Here is a 17,421-nt window from a genome sequence, read left to right on the forward strand (position 1 = left end):
GGCGGCCGGCGCCGGAGCGGCGGCCTTCGCAGCGGCCGGCGCGGCCTGTGGGGCAGGGACAGCAGCCGTGACCGGGGCGGCCTGGGCCGGCGCGGCCGGGGCGGCCACGGACGAACCCGTATCCGTCCCTGGCTTGTAATCGGCAAAGAAGTCCCACCAGGCTCGGTCTACCGAGTTCGGGTCCTGGAGGTACTGCTGGTAGATCTCATCGACGAGCCACTCGTTGGGGCCGAAGCCCGCGGCAGGGCTCTTGCCCTGACCGTTGGTCTCGATCGATGTGCTCGAGCTATTGGGGGACTGTGGCGACACGGCGGCAACCGCCCTCTTCCGCTTCACAAGATGGTGGACAGCGGGAATAAAGGCTACGCCTACCGGGCCGTTCGGCGCAGGCCCGGGGGTCAGTCGTCGCGTAAGTCACACCGGAAGAGGGGTTTCGGCGCTGTGCATGGCGGGAAATTGGTCCCTCTTAAGGGGTTGTGACGGCGTCCCCCCGTACGAGTACGGCCCGCTGTCCGCCGCACCCGTATTGCCAGCCTATGTCAACGTTGCGCGGGAACCGAACCCGGAAGCGTGACGCGGATCCGGCAGCCACGGGGGGATTCGGCCACCTCGATGTCCCCGCCGTGCAGATCGACCGCCCAGCGGGCGATGGCCAGCCCCAGTCCCGTACCGCCGTCGCCGCCGGGGTGGGCGCCCCGGTTGAAGCGGTCGAAGACCCGGTTGCGCTCGGCCTCCGGGATGCCCGGACCCTCGTCCCGCACATCCAGGTCCAGGCTCCCTGGCACCGCCCCGCGCCGGGCGCGGACGGTGACCCGGCCGCCGGGCGGGCTGTGCTTGACGGCGTTGTCGACGAGGTTGGCCACCACCTGGTGCAGCCGCTCGGCGTCGGCGTACGCGGTCAGCTCCGGCGGTGAGACGTCCAGGTGCAGATGGACGTCGGCGCGGGGGCGGCTGCGCCGGCCGGCGCGGGCGGCGCCCTCCATGCCCAGGCTGGCCGTCTTCAGGACGGCCGACAGATAGGGCCAGACCTCGAAGGGCTTGGCGTCCAGGTGCACCGCGCCGCTGTCCAGCCGTGACAGGTCCAGCAGCTGGCTGACCAGCTTGCCCAGCCGCTCGGTCTGCTGCAGCGCGGTCCGCATCGTCTCGGGATCGGCCTCGGACACCCCGTCGACGACGTTCTCCAGGACCGCGCGCAGCGCCGCGATGGGCGTCCTGAGCTCATGTGAGACATTCGCCACCAGTTCCTTGCGGTGCTGGTCGACGGCCTCCAGATCGGCCGCCATGCGGTTGAACGTCTCCGCCAGCTCACCGACCTCGTCGCGGCGCACCTGCGCCACCCGTCGGCTGTAGTCGCCCTGCGCCATGGCCCGCGCGACCGCGGTCATCTCCCGCAGCGGCGCCGTCAGCCCGTGCGCCACGAACTGGGTGATCAGCAGACAGGCGATGATCGAGAAGATCGTGATCACCCGGAGCTCGGTGGCCGAGTGGATCGCGACGATCACCAGCAGCGTCGTGATCAGCACCGAGACGACGACCAGCAGTTGCAGCGCCGCCTTGATGGACCGCAGCGGGTCGTAGGGCCTCAGCGCCGCCCACAGGCGCGCCCACAGCCTCATGGGGCCGGGGTCTCCAGCGCGTAGCCGACGCCGTGCACCGTACGGATCCGCTCGGCGCCGATCTTGCGGCGCAGCGCCTTCACGTGGCTGTCGACGGTGCGGGTGCCGGACGCGTCGGCCCAGTCCCAGACCTCGGCGAGCAGCTGCTCGCGGGAGAGGACGGCGCGCGGCTGCTGTGCCAGGCACACCAGCAGGTCGAATTCGGTCGGGGTCAGGTGCACATCCGTGCCGCGCACCCGGACCCGTCTCTGGGAGTTGTCGATCTCCAGGTCGCCCAGTTGCAGACTGCCGCCGCGCGGGCTGTGCGCCGCTATCGTCGCGCGCTCCACGCGGCGCAGCAGTACGTGCACCCGGGCGGCCAGCTCGCGCATGGAGAACGGCTTGGTCATGTAGTCGTCCGCGCCGACCCCGAGGCCGACGAGCATGTCGGTCTCGTCGTCACGTGCGGTCAGCATCAGCACCGGCACCGGCCGCTGCGCCTGGACCCGGCGGCAGACCTCCAGGCCGTCGTAGCCGGGCAGCATGACGTCGAGCACCAGCAGATCGGGCTGCCAGGCGATCGCGGTCTCCACCGCGGTGGGTCCGTCGCCCGCTGTGCGTACCTGGAACCCTTCGGCGCGCAGCCTTGCCGCGATGGCGTCGGCGATCGTCGGATCGTCCTCCACCACCAGCACCCGGCGCTGTGCGCCTGGTGTCGTCTGTGTGCTGTCCATTGCCGCCCCACAAGGTCGTCCCGGTTGGCATGCAGCGTACGGGGCGGTCGGCGCGCTCGGCTACGTGGCCCAAAAGGGGCACCCGGCGTCCTTGCCGGGCGTCACGAACGTGATCGCTCAGAGCGAACATCCGTTGGGGAACACCGGGGGCATCAGATGCATTGAGTCCACATAGCTCAACTTGCTTGCTTAGGGAGAGATCATGGCTGCTGTAACCGCATCGTCCGGACCGCTCACCCTGCCCGTGCTGCCACTGGATGACGCTGTGGTGCTGCCCGGCATGGTGGTGCCGCTGGACCTGACCGACACCGAGGTGCGCGCGGCCGTGGAAGCCGCGCAGGCCGCGCACGTCTCAGGAAGTAAGAGCAAGCCGCAGGTGCTGCTTGTTCCACGGATCGACGGCACGTACGCCGCGGTCGGCACGCTCGGCTGGATCGAGCAGGTCGGCCGGCTGCCCGACGGGGACCCGGGCGCGGTCATCCGCGGGGTGACCAGGGTGCGGATCGGGGCCGGCACCACCGGACCCGGCGCCGCGCTGTGGGTGGAGGCGACCAAGGTCGAGGAGCCGGCGGTCACCGAGGCGCCCGGCGCGGTCGCCGAGCTCGTCAAGGAGTACAAGGCACTGGCCACCAGCTGGCTGCGCAAGCGCGGCGCCTGGCAGGTCGTGGACCGGGTGCAGCAGATCGAGGACGTCTCGCAGCTCGCGGACAACTCCGGCTACTCCTCGTTCCTGACGACCGAGCAGCGGGTGCAGCTGCTGGAGACCGGCGACCCGGTGGAGCGGCTGCGGATCGCCATCGCCACGCTGCGCGACCACCTCGCGGAGCAGGACGTCGCGGACACCATCCGCAAGGACGTGCAGGAGGGGATGGAGAAGGCGCAGCGCGAGTTCCTGCTCCGCCAGCAGCTGGACGCCGTCCGCAAGGAGCTGTCCGAGCTGAACGGCGAGCCGGAGGACGAGGCCGGTGACTACCGGGCCCGCGTCGAGGCCGCCGATCTGCCGGAGAAGGTCCGCGAGGCCGCGCTCAAGGAGGTCGAGAAGCTGGAGCGCTCCTCCGACGCCTCGCCCGAGGGCAGCTGGATCCGCACCTGGCTGGACACGGTGCTCGAACTGCCGTGGAACACCACCACCGACGACGTGTACGACATCCCGGGCGCGCGCTCGGTGCTCGACGCGGACCACGCGGGCCTCGACGACGTCAAGGAGCGCATCACCGAGTACCTGGCGGTGCGCAAGCGCCGTTCGGACCGCGGTCTGGGCGTCGTGGGCGGCCGTCGCGGAGGCGCCGTGCTGGCGCTCGTCGGCCCTCCCGGGGTCGGCAAGACGTCACTCGGCGAATCCGTCGCGAAGGCGATGGGACGGAAGTTCGTCCGGGTCTCGCTCGGCGGCGTCCGGGACGAGGCGGAGATCCGCGGCCACCGGCGCACCTACGTCGGCGCGCTGCCCGGCCGGATCGTCCGGGCCATCAAGGAGGCCGGGTCGATGAACCCGGTGGTGCTGCTCGACGAGATCGACAAGGTCGGCTCCGACTACCGGGGCGACCCGGCGGCGGCACTGCTGGAGGTGCTGGACCCGGCACAGAACCACACCTTCCGGGACCACTACCTGGAGGTCGAACTGGACCTGAGCGATGTGGTCTTCCTGGCCACCGCCAACGTCCTGGACTCGATCCCCGAGCCGCTGCTCGACCGGATGGAACTGGTCAGGCTGGACGGCTACACCGAGGACGAGAAGGTCACCATCGCCCGTGACCACCTGCTCCCGCGCCAGCTGGAGCGGGCAGGACTGGTCACCGACGAGGTGTCGCTCGACGATTCGGCGCTGCGCAAGCTCGCCGGGGAGTACACCCGCGAGGCGGGCGTGCGCACCCTGGAGCGGTCGATCGCCCGCATCCTGCGGAAGATCGCGGCCCGGCACGAACTGGGCGAGCAGAAGCTGCCGTTCACCGTCACCGACGCGGATCTGCGGGCACTGATCGGGCGGCCGCACCACACCCCCGAGTCGGCGCAGGAGCCGGACGAGCGGCGGACGGCCGTCCCCGGGGTGGCGACCGGCCTGGCCGTGACCGGGGCGGGCGGCGACGTGCTGTTCATCGAGGCGTCGCTGGCCGACCCGGAGACGGGCGGATCGGGGCTGACCCTCACCGGCCAGCTCGGCGACGTGATGAAGGAGTCGGCACAGATCGCGCTCTCCTTCCTGCGCTCGCACGGCGCGGAACTGGAGCTGCCGGTCGGCGACCTGAAGGAGCGCGGTGTGCACATCCACGTGCCCGCCGGCGGCATCCCGAAGGACGGCCCGAGCGCGGGCGTCACGATGACGACGGCGCTCGCCTCGCTGCTGTCGGGGCAGCGGGTCCGCACCGATGTGGCGATGACCGGTGAGGTGTCGCTGACCGGGCGGGTGCTGCCGATCGGCGGCGTCAAGCAGAAGCTGCTGGCCGCGCACCGGGCCGGGATCACCACGGTGATCATCCCGAAGCGCAACGAGCCCGACCTGGACGACGTGCCCGCGGAGATCCTGGAGAAGCTCGAGGTGCACCCGGTCTCCGACGTCCGGCAGGTGCTGAAGCTGGCGCTCGAGCAGTCGGTGACGGAGGACCGGGTCCCGGTCGCCGCCTGACCGTCGGACCGCTGCCGTGGCGGCAACGGAACGGTGCACACAGAACAGGGCGCTCCCCTCCCCCCGGGGGGAGGGGAGCGCCCTGTTCTGTGTTCTGTTTCCGTGTTCTGTGCGGTTCAGCGGGCCGGGCGGCTATCCGTTGGCGAAGGCCTGCAGCCGGTCGTAGGCCCCGTTGAAGCGGTCCTGGTCACCGGGGAAGACGCCGGAGTCGGCGTACTGCCAGATGGTGTGGAAGCCCCAGCCGGCCGGCAGGGTGCCGGCGCTGGTGGAGTAGCGCGCGATCCACAGCGGGTTGTTGGCGGCGAAGGCACTGCTGTTGCCGGTGCACTGGGTCCACCAGTTGGTGGAGGTGTAGATCGTCGGGTACCGGCCGGTACGGGCGCGGTACTCGTTGCTGAACGAGGCGATCCAGCTGACCATGCTGCTCGCGCTCAGGCCGTAGCAGGTGGCGCCGTACGGGTTGTACTCGATGTCGAGCGCGCCCGGCAGGGTCTTGCCGTCACCGGACCAGCCGCCGCCGTGGTTGACGAAGTAGTCGGCCTGGGCGGCGCCGCCGGAGTTGTCCGGCAGCGCGAAGTGGTACGAGCCGCGGATCATCCCGACGTTGTACGAGCCGTTGTACTGCTGGGCGAAGTAGGGATTGGTGTACGAGGTGCCCTCGGTTGCCTTGATGTAGGCGAACCGTCCACCGTTGGACCAGGCCGCGGACCAGTTGACGTTGCCCTGGTAGCCGCTGACGTCCATGCCCCGAGTCTGGGTGACCAGTGGGGTGGCCACGCCTCCGGTGGTGCTGCCGCCCTCGTGGGCGCGGATGGTCGAGCCCATCCAGTCGAGTTCGGGGTGGGTCATCGGGCCGCTGCCGACCGCGCCGGCGGAATTCGGCAGGGAGAACAAGAGGGCGAGCACAGCGAAGAGCAGTCCGGCGGCGAAGGCCGTCCGGGTGCGGAAGAATCCTGATCTGTGCACGGCGGATTGGGCTCCGAAGGACATATGTTCCTCCATGGGGGACGGGGCCTGACGCGCACCATGGCCTTGGGATGGCCATGACAAGACGAAGGTAGGGGCGGAAACTACGCGCGTGGAAGGGTCCCCGGGAACCGCCGTTGGTCTACACCTACGAAATACTTGAGCAGCTGCGGGAACGACGATCGCTGAAAGAAACTTTCAGCCCCCTGAAAGCGGGAGCGCTGTGGACGAGCAGATGGAAGCCCTGGAACGCGAGCTGACGGTGTTCTACCGACGGGCTCGCGCGTCCTCCGGCGAGATGGCGCGTGAGCTGCACCCGGAACTGGAACCCGCCGCCTACGGGCTCCTGGTCCGGCTCCAGGAGTGCGAGCCCGAGCGCGCCACCGACCTCGCCGCGTACTTCGGCGTCGGCAAGGCCACCATGAGCCGGCAGCTGCGCGCGCTGGAGGTGCTGGGGCTGATCACCCGCGAGCCGGATCCCGCCGACGGCCGCGCCTTCCTGATGCGGATGACGGCCGAGGGCCGCGAGCGCTTCTCCCGCGTGCGCGCCGCCCGGCGCTCCCGCTACCTCCGGCGGCTGGCGGCCTGGGACCGCGGCGAGGTCAGCGAACTGGCCCGGCTGCTGCAGCGGCTGAACGAACTGCAGGGCTCGGAGGACTAGGGCACGCCCTGGAGGCCCCTCCGGACGGATGAAAGCGACCCGCCGGGTCAGAGCTCCACGAGGGCGGCCGTCGCGTCGTCGAACGGCTTGCCGCGCGGGACGGCGCGGCCCTCGGGGTCGGCGGCCTCCACGGCGCGCACCCGCCGGATCAGCGTCTGCGGTCCCTCCTCGCGCAGCAGCGCGAAGGTGCCGGCCCAGTCGTCCGTGCGGAAGACCTCGACCAGCCGGGTCGCCCCGTCGCTCAGCGCCGCGAACGCGCGGACGTCGCCGCGCGGGGTGGTGCCGGTGACCGCGCGGGAGACCACCGCCGGATCGGCGGCGGCGGTGAAGAAGCCGCCCTCGGCGTTGCGCAGCGCGGGGACGGCGCGGCCCGCGGCCACCAGCCGGTCGATGCGGTCGTCCAGCACCGGTGTGATCTTGCCGTCGGCGGCCTCCAGGAGCAGCACCGAATCGGAGAGCACGAGATGCTCCACGGTGTCCTGGTTCCACCGGACTGTGACCACCGTGGCCTGCGGTGTGAGCTGGTGATAAAGATCACAGGTGTCGCGGTGCGCGTCCGCCGTACGGGCAATTGCGGACGCCAAACAGTCGGAGAGAGTCATCTCCGGTCGCGAAACGGACAGTTCGAGCAGGGCCCCGCCGAGCCGCGCCACGAACCAGGGCACCGAGTGGATGCAGTCCCCGTTGCCGGGCCGCGGCGTCACGCCATCCAGCAGAACCAGCACGCCACCGTGCCCGGAAGCGGGCAGGGCCAGCGAAAGGAAGTCCTCGTTGGGGTGGTCGGGGGTGCCGGGCTCGGTGCTGCTCTCGATGCGCATGGCTCAATTCTGCCGGAGCGCCGTTCGAACCTCTTGGTCCGTACCTGACGGGCCCCATATCGCGCTTGGTGCGGATCCCATGGCGCCTGACATGGGCGGATGGGATGCGGGCGGGCATCCTGCCAGGGCTCGGGCGCGACGCCAAACCCGTTCGGCGATCACGGATCGAGACGTTCCGCGCCGGACTTGTCCGTCAACTCATGGGTGCGATTCACTCGTTCGGGTGTCGGGGGAGGGGGACGCGCGGCCCCGTCTACAACGGGCTGAGAAGGTCGGGCCCATTGACCAGGCGAGACGGGATTGCGAGCTCCGGTGCGAAGACGACGTGAACCGCGCGACGGGGTCCCCCCGGCAGCGGGCAAAGGACGGGTGCGCAGCCGCTTGCTGGCCGCCCTGTTGATCTGTGCTGTCATCGTGCCGGCCGCGGCCGCGCCCGGTGTGGCGGTCGCCGTGCGCGACGTGTCCGACGCGCAGGACGAGGTGACGGGGGCCGAGTTGGCCGTCCGGGCGATCTCGCTGTCGCACTCACTGGCCGACGAACGCGACGACATGGCCGCCTTCGTCGCCGGCGGCCGCTCCACCGCGCCCGGCACCGGCGCCCCCGGACTCTCCGAATCGCAGCGCAACCGGGTGGACCGGCAGGCGCAGAGCCTCTCGGCCGACGAGGACACCGGCGCGGAACCGCGCGAAGTGCTGGCGACCCTCCCGCAGATCCGGCAGGAGGCGCTGACCGGCACCGGTACGCCGCAGGCCGTCGTCGCCGCGTACGCCCCGCTGCTGGACGCCCTGGGCCGGGTGACGGGTCCGGTGACCGCACCGCTCAGCCGCGCCGCCGCGCTGGCCGCCACCGAGCGCGGGCTGCTGGTGAGCGCGCTCACCGGCTCCGGCTCCCAGCGGCCGCTGGCCACCGACGCGCAGACCGCCGCGGTACAGGAGCGGGCCGCGCTCGCCGACTTCCGCGCCACCGCGCCCCAGGACCTCCGCGACCAGTACAGCCAGACCGTCACCGGCGCGGATGTCACCGAGGCCGAGAGCGACCTCCGGCTCCTCACCGACCAGCCGCAGCTGACCGGTTCCGACCGGGCGCTCGGCACGGCCGAGGTGAAGGCCGCGCTCACCGCCAGGATCGACCTCATGCGCAGCGTCGAGTCCTCGCTCGCCACCGCCGAGGCCGACGCGGCCGGCGAACGGCGGGACGACGCGGTGACCGCCCTCGAACTGCGGGTCGCCCTCGCCGCGCTCTGCCTGCTGGTCGCCGTCGGCGTCCTCGTCTCCACCGCCCGCTCCCTCACCCGGCCGCTCGCCGCGCTGCACCGCTTCGCCAAGGGCGGGTCCGAAGAGGCACGCGTCATCGGCAACGACGAGTTCGCGACGGTCGCCCGCCGTATCAACGTGCTCGTCACCGAGCTGCGCGCCGTACAGGCCCGCGGCCTCGAACTCGGCGCGGAACAGACCCGGCTGCTGGGAATCCGCGACGCGCTCACCGCGGAACGCGACAGCCTGCTGCGTCAGCGGGACGACGCAAGCGCCGCGAGCACCGTGAGCGCCAGGACCGGCACCGACCGGACCGGCGGGCACACCACGTACGTCAGCCTGTCGCTGCGCACCCTGGGCCTGGTGGAGCGCCAGCTCGCCCTGATCGAGGGCCTGGAGGAGCGCGAGCAGGACCCGGACCGGCTGGAGACGCTCTTCCGGCTGGACCACCTCGCCACCCGGATGCGCCGCAACAGCGAGAACCTGCTGGTCCTCGCCGGCACCGAGCACAGCCACGGCGGCGCCACCGTCAAGCCCGTGCCGCTGGTCGACGTGGCCCGTGCGGCGATCTCGGAGATAGAGCGCTACGAGCGGGTGCGGATCCAGGTGCTGCCCGCCGGGCAGCTGGCCGGCCACGCCGCCGACGACACCAGTCACCTGGTGGCCGAACTGCTGGACAACGCGACCGCGTTCTCGCCGCCCCAGGCCGAAGTGCAGCTCTCCGGCTGGATGCTGGAGAACGGCGAGGCCATGATCTCCGTCGAGGACCAGGGCATCGGCGCTCCGCCGGAGCGGCTCGCCGAGCTGAACGCGCTGCTCACCGACCCCGAGCCGACCGCGCCCGGCAACGCGACCGGTATGGGGCTGTACGTCGTGGCCCGGCTCGCCGCCCGCCACGGGATCCGCGTCCAGCTGCGCGAGCAGAAGCAGGGCGGCATCGCTGCCGTCGTCATCCTGCCGCGCCGGCTGCTGCCCGCGGCCCGGCCCGACGAGGCTCCGGCCAACCCGGTGGAGGCCGCGATCGCGGGCGGGCCGATGCCGGTTGCCGTGTCGGAGACTCCGGAGCGGGCACCGGAACGGGTACCCGCCGAGCCGGAGGCGGTTCAGGACGCGGCCGGGGCCGGGGCCGCGGGTGACGCTTCCGTGGAGCACTCGGGACCCGAGCGGGACCCGGCCGGCGACCGGCCCACGGGCGGCGTCGTACGGCCGCGGCACGCGCCCGACGACGCGCAGGCGGAACCCGCCGGACCCGACGGATCCATCACCGGCAAGGGCCTGCCGCAGCGCGTGCCGCGCAGCAGCGGGCTGACCGGTGAGCCGGCCGCGCGGGGCCCGGAACGGACCGGGCCGGTGGACGCGGAGGCGCTACGGCGTAAGTTCGGCGGATTGCAGCAAGGACTTCGGGACGGACGACGGGACGCGGAAGAGGAGACCCGGGCGGCGGCCCCGGAGAAGGCAGGCCCAACGGGGGGCACAGGCGCAGCTGGAACCATCGAGGAGGCGAGCCGTTGAACGCGGCGAGTACGGACACGAAGGACCTGAGCCATGAAGCCCGGAATCTGCGGTGGTTGCTGAGCAACTTCGTCGAGGAGGTGCCGGGTGTCCACTCGGTCGCCGTGGTCTCCTCCGACGGACTGCTGCTGATCAACTCCGACCCGGATCCGGCGGCCGCGGCGGAACCCGGCGGCCAGCAGCCGCCGGCCGGCCCCGCGGACGCCCGTGCGGACCTGGCCACGGTCGTCTCCGGCCTTGCCTCGCTGACCGACGGCGCGGCGCGCCTGATGGACGGCGGCCGGGTCCGGCAGACCGCGGTCGCCATGGACGAGGGCAGTCTCTTCGTGATGTCGATCAGCGACGGGTCGCTGCTCGGCGTCCACGCCTCCGCCGACTGCGACATGAGCGTCGTGGGGTACCACATGGCCCTGTTCGTCGGCCGGGCCGGCCACGTGCTGACGCCCCAGCTCCGCAACGAGTTGCGCCGGTCCCAGGAAGCCGCCGGCGCCGAGAGCGGGGGCGGTCGCTGATGTCCATGTCCTTGCCCCAGCGCGGCCTCGACCGCCGCACGGCCCGGGTCCGCCCGTACGCCCTGACCGGCGGACGCACTCGCTTCGGCCATGTGCTGTTCGTCGAGACCTTCGTGGCGAGCATCGACGGCCAGGAGCCGAATTTCGTGCTGACCGCCGGCCGCTGGGCCGAGCGGGTGATGCCGGAGATGCGCGCGATCGTGGAGTTGTGCCGCAGAATGCGGTCGGTGGCCGAGATCTCGGCACTGCTGCGGATGCCGCTCGGCGTCGTCCGCGTACTGCTCAGCGACCTGGCTGATCAGGGGAGGATCCGCGTCTACGGCACCGGGCACGGCCCCGGCAGCCCGGATCGCGCGCTGTTGGAAAGGGTGCTCGGTGGACTTCGCAGGCTTTGAGGAGACCGGCGGCACGCAGGAGTGGCAGACGGAGCGCGGGCGCGCGCCGGTCTCCACCAAGATCGTGGTCGCGGGCGGCTTCGGCGTGGGCAAGACGACGTTCGTCGGCTCGATCTCCGAGATCACGCCGCTCACCACCGAGGCGGTGATGACGCGGGCCAGCGAGTCCGTGGACGACCTCGGCTCGACCCCGGACAAGACGACGACCACCGTCGCGATGGACTTCGGCCGGATCACCCTGGACCAGGACCTCGTGCTGTACGTCTTCGGCACGCCCGGTCAGCAGCGCTTCTGGTTCATGTGGGACGACCTGGTGCGCGGCGCGATCGGCGCGATCGTGCTGGCGGACACCCGGCGGCTGGCCGAGTGCTTCCCGGCGCTCGACTACTTCGAGGGCTGCGGACTGCCGTACACGGTGGCGGTCAACCAGTTCGAGGGCACTCCGGAGTACACCGAGCAGGACGTCCGCGAGGCGCTCGCCGTACCGCCGCACATACCGGTGTTGATCTGCGACGCCCGGAAGCGGTATTCGGTAGTGGAGGCACTCATGGCCCTGGTGGCGCACGCACTGGCCGAACAGCCGCTCTGAGCGATCCGTTCCCGAATTTTTCACGAAAGCCGGACCTTCATCATGCGCAAGATACTCATCGTCGGAGCCGGTCAGGCCGGGCTCCAACTGGCCCTGGGTCTGCAGGGCCGTGGCTATGAAGTCACCCTCATGTCCAACCGTACGGCCGACGAGATACGCGACGGCCGGGTGATGTCCACGCAGTGCATGTTCGACACCGCGCTGCAGCACGAGCGCGATCTGGGCATCAACTTCTGGGAGGAGCAGACCCCGCGCATCGAGGGTCTCGGTGTCTCGGTCGCGGCCCCGGACGCGTCGCGCCCCATCGACTGGGTGGGCCGGCTGGACGGCTACGCGCAGTCCGTCGACCAGCGGGTGAAGATGGCCGGCTGGATGGAGACCTTCGCCGAGCGCGGCGGCAAGCTCGTCATCCACGGCGTCGCGGTCTCCGACCTCGACTACTTCTCGCGCGCCTACGACCTGGTGCTGGTCGCCGCGGGCAAGGGCGAGCTGGTCTCCATGTTCCGCCGCGACGCGTCCCGTTCGCCCTACGAGGCTCCGCAGCGCTCCCTGGCCGTGTCGTACGTGCACGGCCTCGCACCGCGCCCCGGGAGCGACGGCCGGCTCGCGGTCAACGTCAACCTGGTGCCGGGCATCGGCGAGCTGATCGTGATCCCGACCCTCACCACCTCGGGCCCCGCCGACATCCTCTTCTGGGAGGGCATCCCCGGCGGTCCGCTGGACGTCTTCCAGGGCGTCAAGGACCCCGAGGAGCAACTGCGCCTCACCCTCGACCTGATGCGGCAGTTCACCCCGTGGGAGTACGACCGGGCCCGCTCGGTGGAACTCACCGATGCGAACGGCACCCTCGCCGGCCGGTACGCGCCCACGGTCCGGCAGGGCGTCGCCGAACTGCCGTCGGGCGGTCTCGTCCTCGGCGTCGCCGATGTCGTCGTCGCGAACGACCCCATCACCGGACAGGGCTCCAACAGCGCTGCCAAGTGTGCCGCGTCCTACCTGGAGAGCATCATCGAGCGCGGCGACCAGCCCTTCGACGGCGCGTGGATGCAGTCCGCCTTCGACCGGTACTGGCGGATCGCCGAGCCCGTCACCCAGTGGACGAACGCGATGCTCGCGCCGCCGCCCGAGCACGTTCTCCAGGTGATCGGCGCCGCGGGCGAGCTGCAACCCGTCGCGGACCGCTTCGCCAACGGGTTCAACGACCCGGCCGACTACGGGCAGTGGCTCTTCGACCCGGAGCTGGCCGCGGCCTACCTCGGCGAGGTCCAGGCCGGTCGGACCGCGCAGCCCGCACAGGGCGCGTAACACGGCGGGGCCGGGCGGGCTCGCGACACGAGCCCGCCCGGCCCCGGAGTTTCCCGGTACCACCAGGGCGTGTTTCGAAAGTAGCGCCGTTCGCCCGGAGGGCCAGGCGGGGCTTTCGGAACACCCCTAGCCGACGTTGTTGCCCTGGTCGGAGCCACCGTCGATCGGCGTCCTGGCGTCCGCCTTGGGGACGGCCGGCGGGACGTAGTTCTTCATCGGGCCCTGTGCCGAGTCGGGCCGGACCGCTCCGAGGATCGGGTTGGCGGCGATGGGCGAGACCTTCACGACGGAGCCGGGCCGCGGCGCCTGGATGACGAGACCGTCGCCGATGTAGATGGCGACATGCGTGGCGCCCGGGAAGTAGACGACGAGGTCGCCGGGGCGAAGCAGGCTCAACGGAACCTTGGGCAGCTGCGCCCACTGCTCCTGGCTGGTGCGCGGGATCGCCTTCCCGGCGTGCAGCCAGGCCTGCGAGGTGAGGCCGGAACAGTCGTACGCGTCCGGTCCTTCGGCGCCCCAGACATACGGCTTGCTGAGCTGCAGGAACGCGTAGCCGACCGCGCGGTTGCCCGCCTCGGACGGCGTCCGGCTGCCCGCGCCGAGGGCCTTGGAGTCCAGGAAGTCGCTCTGGGCCTGGTTGATGCCCTGCTCCTCGAGCTTCTGGAGCTCGTCGAGCTGAACACCTGTCAGACCCGCGATGATGGTCTCGACGCGCTTGAGGTGCTCCTCGACCTGGACCTTCGCGGCGCCCTGCTGGGTCTGCAGCAGCTGCGCCTGGCCGAGCGCCGTCTGGGCGCCCGCGTTCAGCACCGCGATCCGGGCCTCACCGGTCTTCAGCTGCTCCAGGATGTCGGCCTCGCTCCCGGCGGCCCGCTGCAGCAGGTGCTTCTGCGAGAAGAGCTGCTGCGGGTCGTCGCCGACCAGGAGGTTGAGGTACGGCGAGACCCCGCCGTCCTGGTACTGCCGGCGGGCGAGCATCCCGATCTGGTCGCGGGCCTCGGCGACCGCGACCCGCTGGTCGGCCAGCTGCTTGTCCAGCAGAACGGCCGTGGCCCGCTGCTTGGCGGCGGCTTCCTTCGCCTTGTTGAAGGCCTCGGTCGCCTGCTCGGTCTGCAGATACAGCGTCTGGAGCTGGGTCAGCAGCTGGGGCAGCGGCTGTGACGGGGGGTCATGGGGCGCGGCGGCCGCCTGCTGGGCGGGGAGCGAGAGGGCGGCGGCCGCGAGGAGCGCACCGCATATCACCGCTCTTTGGATCCACCCACGGTTCCGTCGGGCCACTGACATCCCCTCACCTTCGGTTGCACAGAGGTGATCACCTGCTGCGCCAAGATCCTGTCACGGATTGTCGTATCTTCGACAGTGGGAATAGGCGATTCCGCTCAATCCGGTCACCCCCGTGGTGCCTTCCCCTCACCTGCTCAGCCCAACGGCAGGGCCGTCACCGTGTTTCCGTTCTGGACGAACAGGACGCTACCCCGGGCGGCGAGGCGTATGCCCGCGGCGGCGCCGGTCCCCGCTCCCGGAACCCGATAGCTCCATACCGCCTTACGGGTGCGGAGGTCGAACGCCGCGACGCACGGCCGGCCCCCTGCGGTGGGTGCGTGCAGCACCCCGCCGTGCACCACCGGCGCGCACTGCGTGCCCAGCGGTATCGCGGGGCCGCTCTCCCACAGCGTGCCGCCGGTGCGGGCGTCGAGGGCGAGGACGCCGGCGGCGGATCCGGTGGCGTACAGGACGCCGTCGGCGATCACCGGATCGCTGTAGGTCCGGTCGCGAGGAGCGTGGTGCCAGGCGACGGTGCCGTCGTCCAGCGCGACCGCGGTGATCCCGCCGCCCGCCACGTAGGCGCGCGGACCGGCGACCGCCGGGCGGCCGTTGCCGGTTCCCTGCAGGGCACGCGTCCACTGCCGTTCGCCGGTCCGCCGGTCGAGGGAGGTCAGGGCGTCGCCGTCGCAGTACAGCAGCCGGTCGCCCGGCAGCACCGCAGCCGGTGCCTCGGAGGGGATGTGTCCGGCGGTCGTCCGCCACAGTTCGCGGCGGTCCTTGAGGTCGTAGGCGAGCAGCAGCGCCGCGTAGTCGTCGTCGAGCGGGCTGCCCTGGGACGCCGTCAGATACAGCGCGCCGCCGTCGGAGGCCAGCAGCGCGTCCTGGGCGAACCGCAGACCGGCCGCGGGCTCCAGGGTCCAGCGGACCCGGCCCTTGGCAGCCGGGTCGACCGCGCGCGGGGCCGCGGCGCCGACGGTGTAGGCCACGTCCGCCAGCAGACCGTCACCGGTGGGCACCGGCGAGCCGTCGGGTTCGAAGCCGCCGGCGGTCCACAGCGGTTTCCCGGTGCGGGTGTCGAGGCCGATCAGACCGTCGTAGCCCTTGAGGACGAGGAGGGTGCTGCTCACCGCCACCGGCGCGACGTCCACCAGCTCGGGGCCGTCGTACGTCCACAGCGGGGGCGGCGCGCTGCCAGGCGGGCGGGATCCCCTGGGATGGGGCTGCGAGGACCGGCTGCCGGAGGGGGAGGGCCCGGCGGCGCCGACGTCGCTGCGGTGTCCGCCGGGGGCGTTGCGCAGCCAGGCGATCCCGGCCGCGCTCGCCATCGCGGCACCGCCGAAGGACACCGTCAGCAGAGCCCGGCGCGACATCCCGGCGGGCTGCTCCGACATGGCGTACGTGCCCCCTCCGGCCTGGACCTGTCGAGGGAGACTACGACCGCCCCCGGCCGGAATCCAGTCCGGCCGGGGGCGGTGCGGGGTTACTTCTGGTTGCTACGGATTGATCTCAGCTTCCGAAGTACGACCGGAAATTGTTGGAGAACTCCCAGTTGCTGTATTTGTCCCAGTTCACCGACCAGGTCATCAGGCCGCGCAGCGCGGGCCAGGTGCCGTGGGTGGTGTAGCTGCCGCAGTTCGTCTTCTTGGTCAGGCAGTCCAGCGCCTTGTTCACCTCGGCGGGTGCGGTGTAGCCGTTGCCGGCGTTGGTGCTCGCGGGCAGGCCGATGGCGATCTGGGAGGGCGCCAGCGGCGGGAACATGTTGGCGGTGTTGCCCGCGACGGGGAAGCCGGTGAGCAGCATGTCGGTCATGGCGATGTGGAAGTCCGCGCCGCCCATGGAGTGGTACTGGTTGTCCAGGCCCATGATCGAACCCGAGTTGTAGTCCTGGACGTGCAGCAGGGTCAGATCACCGCGCATCGCGTAGATCACCGGCAGATAGGCACCCGCGCGCGGGTCCTGGCCGCCCCACGGGCCCGAGCCGTAGTACTGGTAGCCGAGCTGGACGAAGAAGGTCTCCGGCGCCATCGTCAGGACGAAGCCGCTGCCGTACTTGGCCTTGAGGGTCTTCAGCGCGGAGATCAGGTTCACCACGACCGGCGTCGTCGGGTTCTTGAAGTCGGTGTCGCCGGTGTTGAGGGAGAGCGAGTGGCCCTCGAAGTCGATGTCGAGGCCGTTGAGCCCCCACTTGTCGATGATCGCGCTCACCGAGGAGACGAAGGTGTCGCGGGCCGCGGCGGTGGTCAGCTGCACCTGGCCGTTCTGGCCGCCGATGGAGATGACGACCTTCTTGCCCTGGGCCTGCTTGGCCTGGATGGCGGCCTTGAACTCGGCGTCGGACTCGACGCCGGCGCACTCGGTCACGGGGCAGCGGTTGAAGCGGATGTCCCCGGAGGTGACGGAGGTCGGCTCACCGAAGGCGAGGTCGATGACGTTCCAGGTGCTGGGAACGTCGGCCATGCGCGTATAGCCCGCGCCGTTGGCGAAGCTCGCGTGCAGATAGCCGACCAGCGCGTGGGTGGGCAGTCCGCCGGAGGGCGGCGGGGTGGTGGGCGGCGTGGTCGGAGGAGTCGTCGGCGGTGTCGTGGGGGGCGTCGTCGGCGGGGTGGTCGGCGGTGTCGTGGGCGGGGTGGTCGGCCCGCCAGGACCGCTGAGCGAGGCGTCGTCGGCGTAGTAGACCGGCTGGCCGTACCAGCCGTGCAGATAGACCGTGGCGCTGGTCTGGCTCGCGCCGGTCGTGAAGTTGACGCTCAGCTGCTGGTACGCGCCGCCGGTGCCCGGCGTCCAGGTGCTGGTGCCGCCGTCGACGCCGATGTACACGTACGAGCCCTTGACCTGGGTGGAGAAGGTGTAGGCGGTGTTCGGAGCGACGGTGACGGTCTGCTTGCACTGGGCGGTGTCGCTCGCGCCGGGGGTGCCGGCGAGCGCGTAACTCCCGCTCTTGGCCTGGCCGGTGACGGCCTTGGCGCTCGCGTCGCAGGTCCAGCCGGACAGGGATCCGGTCTCGAAACCGCCGTTGGCCAGGAACTCACCGGCGGTGGCGGAGGGGGCGAGTGCGACCAGGCCGCCCAGGGTGGCGGCGCAGGCGAGGGTGGCGGCGCCGGCGATGGCGGATCTCGACCGGCCGCGGAAGGGGGATGTGAGCACGGGGGGATGCTCCTTCTGCTTCAAGGAGTGCGCATGACGCAGTGCGCATG

General features: G+C 71.4%; 15 protein-coding genes. 7 read left to right on the plus strand and 8 right to left on the minus strand.

The window, feature by feature from the left end; translation table 11 throughout:
• From G3I60_RS11850 to G3I60_RS11865, 3 genes are all read right to left on the minus strand, one after another.
• Window positions 1-309, minus strand: a 309-nt coding sequence (locus G3I60_RS11850) for a hypothetical protein (RefSeq protein ID WP_164607096.1), incomplete at its 3' end; no start/stop codon positions are given.
• Window positions 310-539: 230 nt separating this feature from the next.
• Complete coding sequence (locus tag G3I60_RS11860) at window positions 540-1,616, minus strand: ATP-binding protein (RefSeq protein WP_164293312.1); 1,077 nt, start codon at window positions 1,614-1,616, stop codon at window positions 540-542.
• On the minus strand, window positions 1,613-2,329 hold the full coding sequence (locus G3I60_RS11865) for a response regulator transcription factor (RefSeq protein ID WP_138350883.1): 717 nt from the start codon (window positions 2,327-2,329) through the stop codon (window positions 1,613-1,615). The genes G3I60_RS11860 and G3I60_RS11865 overlap by 4 nt, the downstream gene beginning before the upstream one ends.
• Window positions 2,330-2,531: 202 nt before the next feature.
• Here G3I60_RS11865 and lon point away from each other — a divergent pair, with 202 nt between their 5' ends.
• Complete coding sequence (gene lon / locus G3I60_RS11870) at window positions 2,532-4,949, plus strand: endopeptidase La (RefSeq protein ID WP_164293313.1); 2,418 nt, start codon at window positions 2,532-2,534, stop codon at window positions 4,947-4,949.
• 132 nt (window positions 4,950-5,081) lie between these two features.
• Here the strand turns inward: lon and G3I60_RS11875 are convergent, their stop codons facing one another.
• Window positions 5,082-5,939 (minus strand): lysozyme, encoded by an 858-nt coding sequence (locus G3I60_RS11875; RefSeq protein WP_164607098.1) that lies wholly within the window; start codon window positions 5,937-5,939, stop codon window positions 5,082-5,084.
• Between the two features lie 211 nt (window positions 5,940-6,150).
• Here G3I60_RS11875 and G3I60_RS11880 point away from each other — a divergent pair, with 211 nt between their 5' ends.
• Window positions 6,151-6,576: a MarR family winged helix-turn-helix transcriptional regulator gene (locus G3I60_RS11880; RefSeq protein ID WP_138351069.1), complete on the plus strand. Its 426-nt coding sequence runs from the start codon at window positions 6,151-6,153 to the stop codon at window positions 6,574-6,576.
• Window positions 6,577-6,623: 47 nt separating this feature from the next.
• Here G3I60_RS11880 and G3I60_RS11885 read toward each other — a convergent pair whose 3' ends face one another.
• Entirely contained in the window at window positions 6,624-7,394 is a 771-nt protein-coding gene (locus G3I60_RS11885) for a hypothetical protein (protein WP_164607100.1), read from the minus strand.
• Between the two features lie 369 nt (window positions 7,395-7,763).
• Here G3I60_RS11885 and G3I60_RS11890 point away from each other — a divergent pair, with 369 nt between their 5' ends.
• The 5 genes from G3I60_RS11890 to G3I60_RS11910 are packed head-to-tail and all read left to right on the plus strand — an operon-like array spanning window position 7,764 to window position 12,961.
• Window positions 7,764-10,160 carry a nitrate- and nitrite sensing domain-containing protein gene (locus G3I60_RS11890; RefSeq protein ID WP_343240899.1) on the plus strand — a complete coding sequence of 799 codons (2,397 nt, stop codon included), beginning with the start codon at window positions 7,764-7,766 and terminating at the stop codon, window positions 10,158-10,160.
• A complete protein-coding gene (locus G3I60_RS11895) occupies window positions 10,157-10,672 on the plus strand; it encodes a roadblock/LC7 domain-containing protein (RefSeq protein ID WP_187145008.1) in 516 nt (171 codons plus the stop codon). The genes G3I60_RS11890 and G3I60_RS11895 overlap by 4 nt, the downstream gene beginning before the upstream one ends.
• A complete protein-coding gene (locus tag G3I60_RS11900) occupies window positions 10,672-11,067 on the plus strand; it encodes a DUF742 domain-containing protein (protein WP_138350879.1) in 396 nt (131 codons plus the stop codon). The genes G3I60_RS11895 and G3I60_RS11900 overlap by 1 nt, the downstream gene beginning before the upstream one ends.
• A complete protein-coding gene (locus tag G3I60_RS11905; RefSeq protein ID WP_138350878.1) occupies window positions 11,048-11,656 on the plus strand; it encodes an ATP/GTP-binding protein in 609 nt (202 codons plus the stop codon). Before G3I60_RS11900 ends, G3I60_RS11905 begins: the two co-directional genes overlap by 20 nt.
• Window positions 11,657-11,698: 42 nt before the next feature.
• On the plus strand, window positions 11,699-12,961 hold the full coding sequence (locus tag G3I60_RS11910) for a styrene monooxygenase/indole monooxygenase family protein (protein ID WP_164293315.1): 1,263 nt from the start codon (window positions 11,699-11,701) through the stop codon (window positions 12,959-12,961).
• A 126-nt stretch (window positions 12,962-13,087) separates the two neighbouring features.
• On the opposite strand, the gene G3I60_RS11915 is transcribed toward G3I60_RS11910, so the two are convergent.
• The 3 genes from G3I60_RS11915 to G3I60_RS11925 all read right to left on the minus strand — a co-directional run bounded on the left by G3I60_RS11915 (window position 13,088) and on the right by G3I60_RS11925 (window position 17,296).
• Entirely contained in the window at window positions 13,088-14,203 is a 1,116-nt protein-coding gene (locus G3I60_RS11915) for a C40 family peptidase (RefSeq protein ID WP_307811123.1), read from the minus strand.
• Window positions 14,204-14,379: 176 nt separating this feature from the next.
• A complete protein-coding gene (locus G3I60_RS11920) occupies window positions 14,380-15,618 on the minus strand; it encodes a PQQ-binding-like beta-propeller repeat protein (RefSeq protein WP_164293316.1) in 1,239 nt (412 codons plus the stop codon).
• A gap of 115 nt (window positions 15,619-15,733) precedes the next feature.
• A complete protein-coding gene (locus G3I60_RS11925; RefSeq protein ID WP_239069770.1) occupies window positions 15,734-17,296 on the minus strand; it encodes a chitinase in 1,563 nt (520 codons plus the stop codon).
• Window positions 17,297-17,421 lie beyond the last annotated feature (125 nt).

The sequence above is a fragment of the Streptomyces sp. SID13666 genome, from assembly GCF_010548325.1.
Classification (GTDB): domain Bacteria; phylum Actinomycetota; class Actinomycetes; order Streptomycetales; family Streptomycetaceae; genus Actinacidiphila; species Actinacidiphila fildesensis.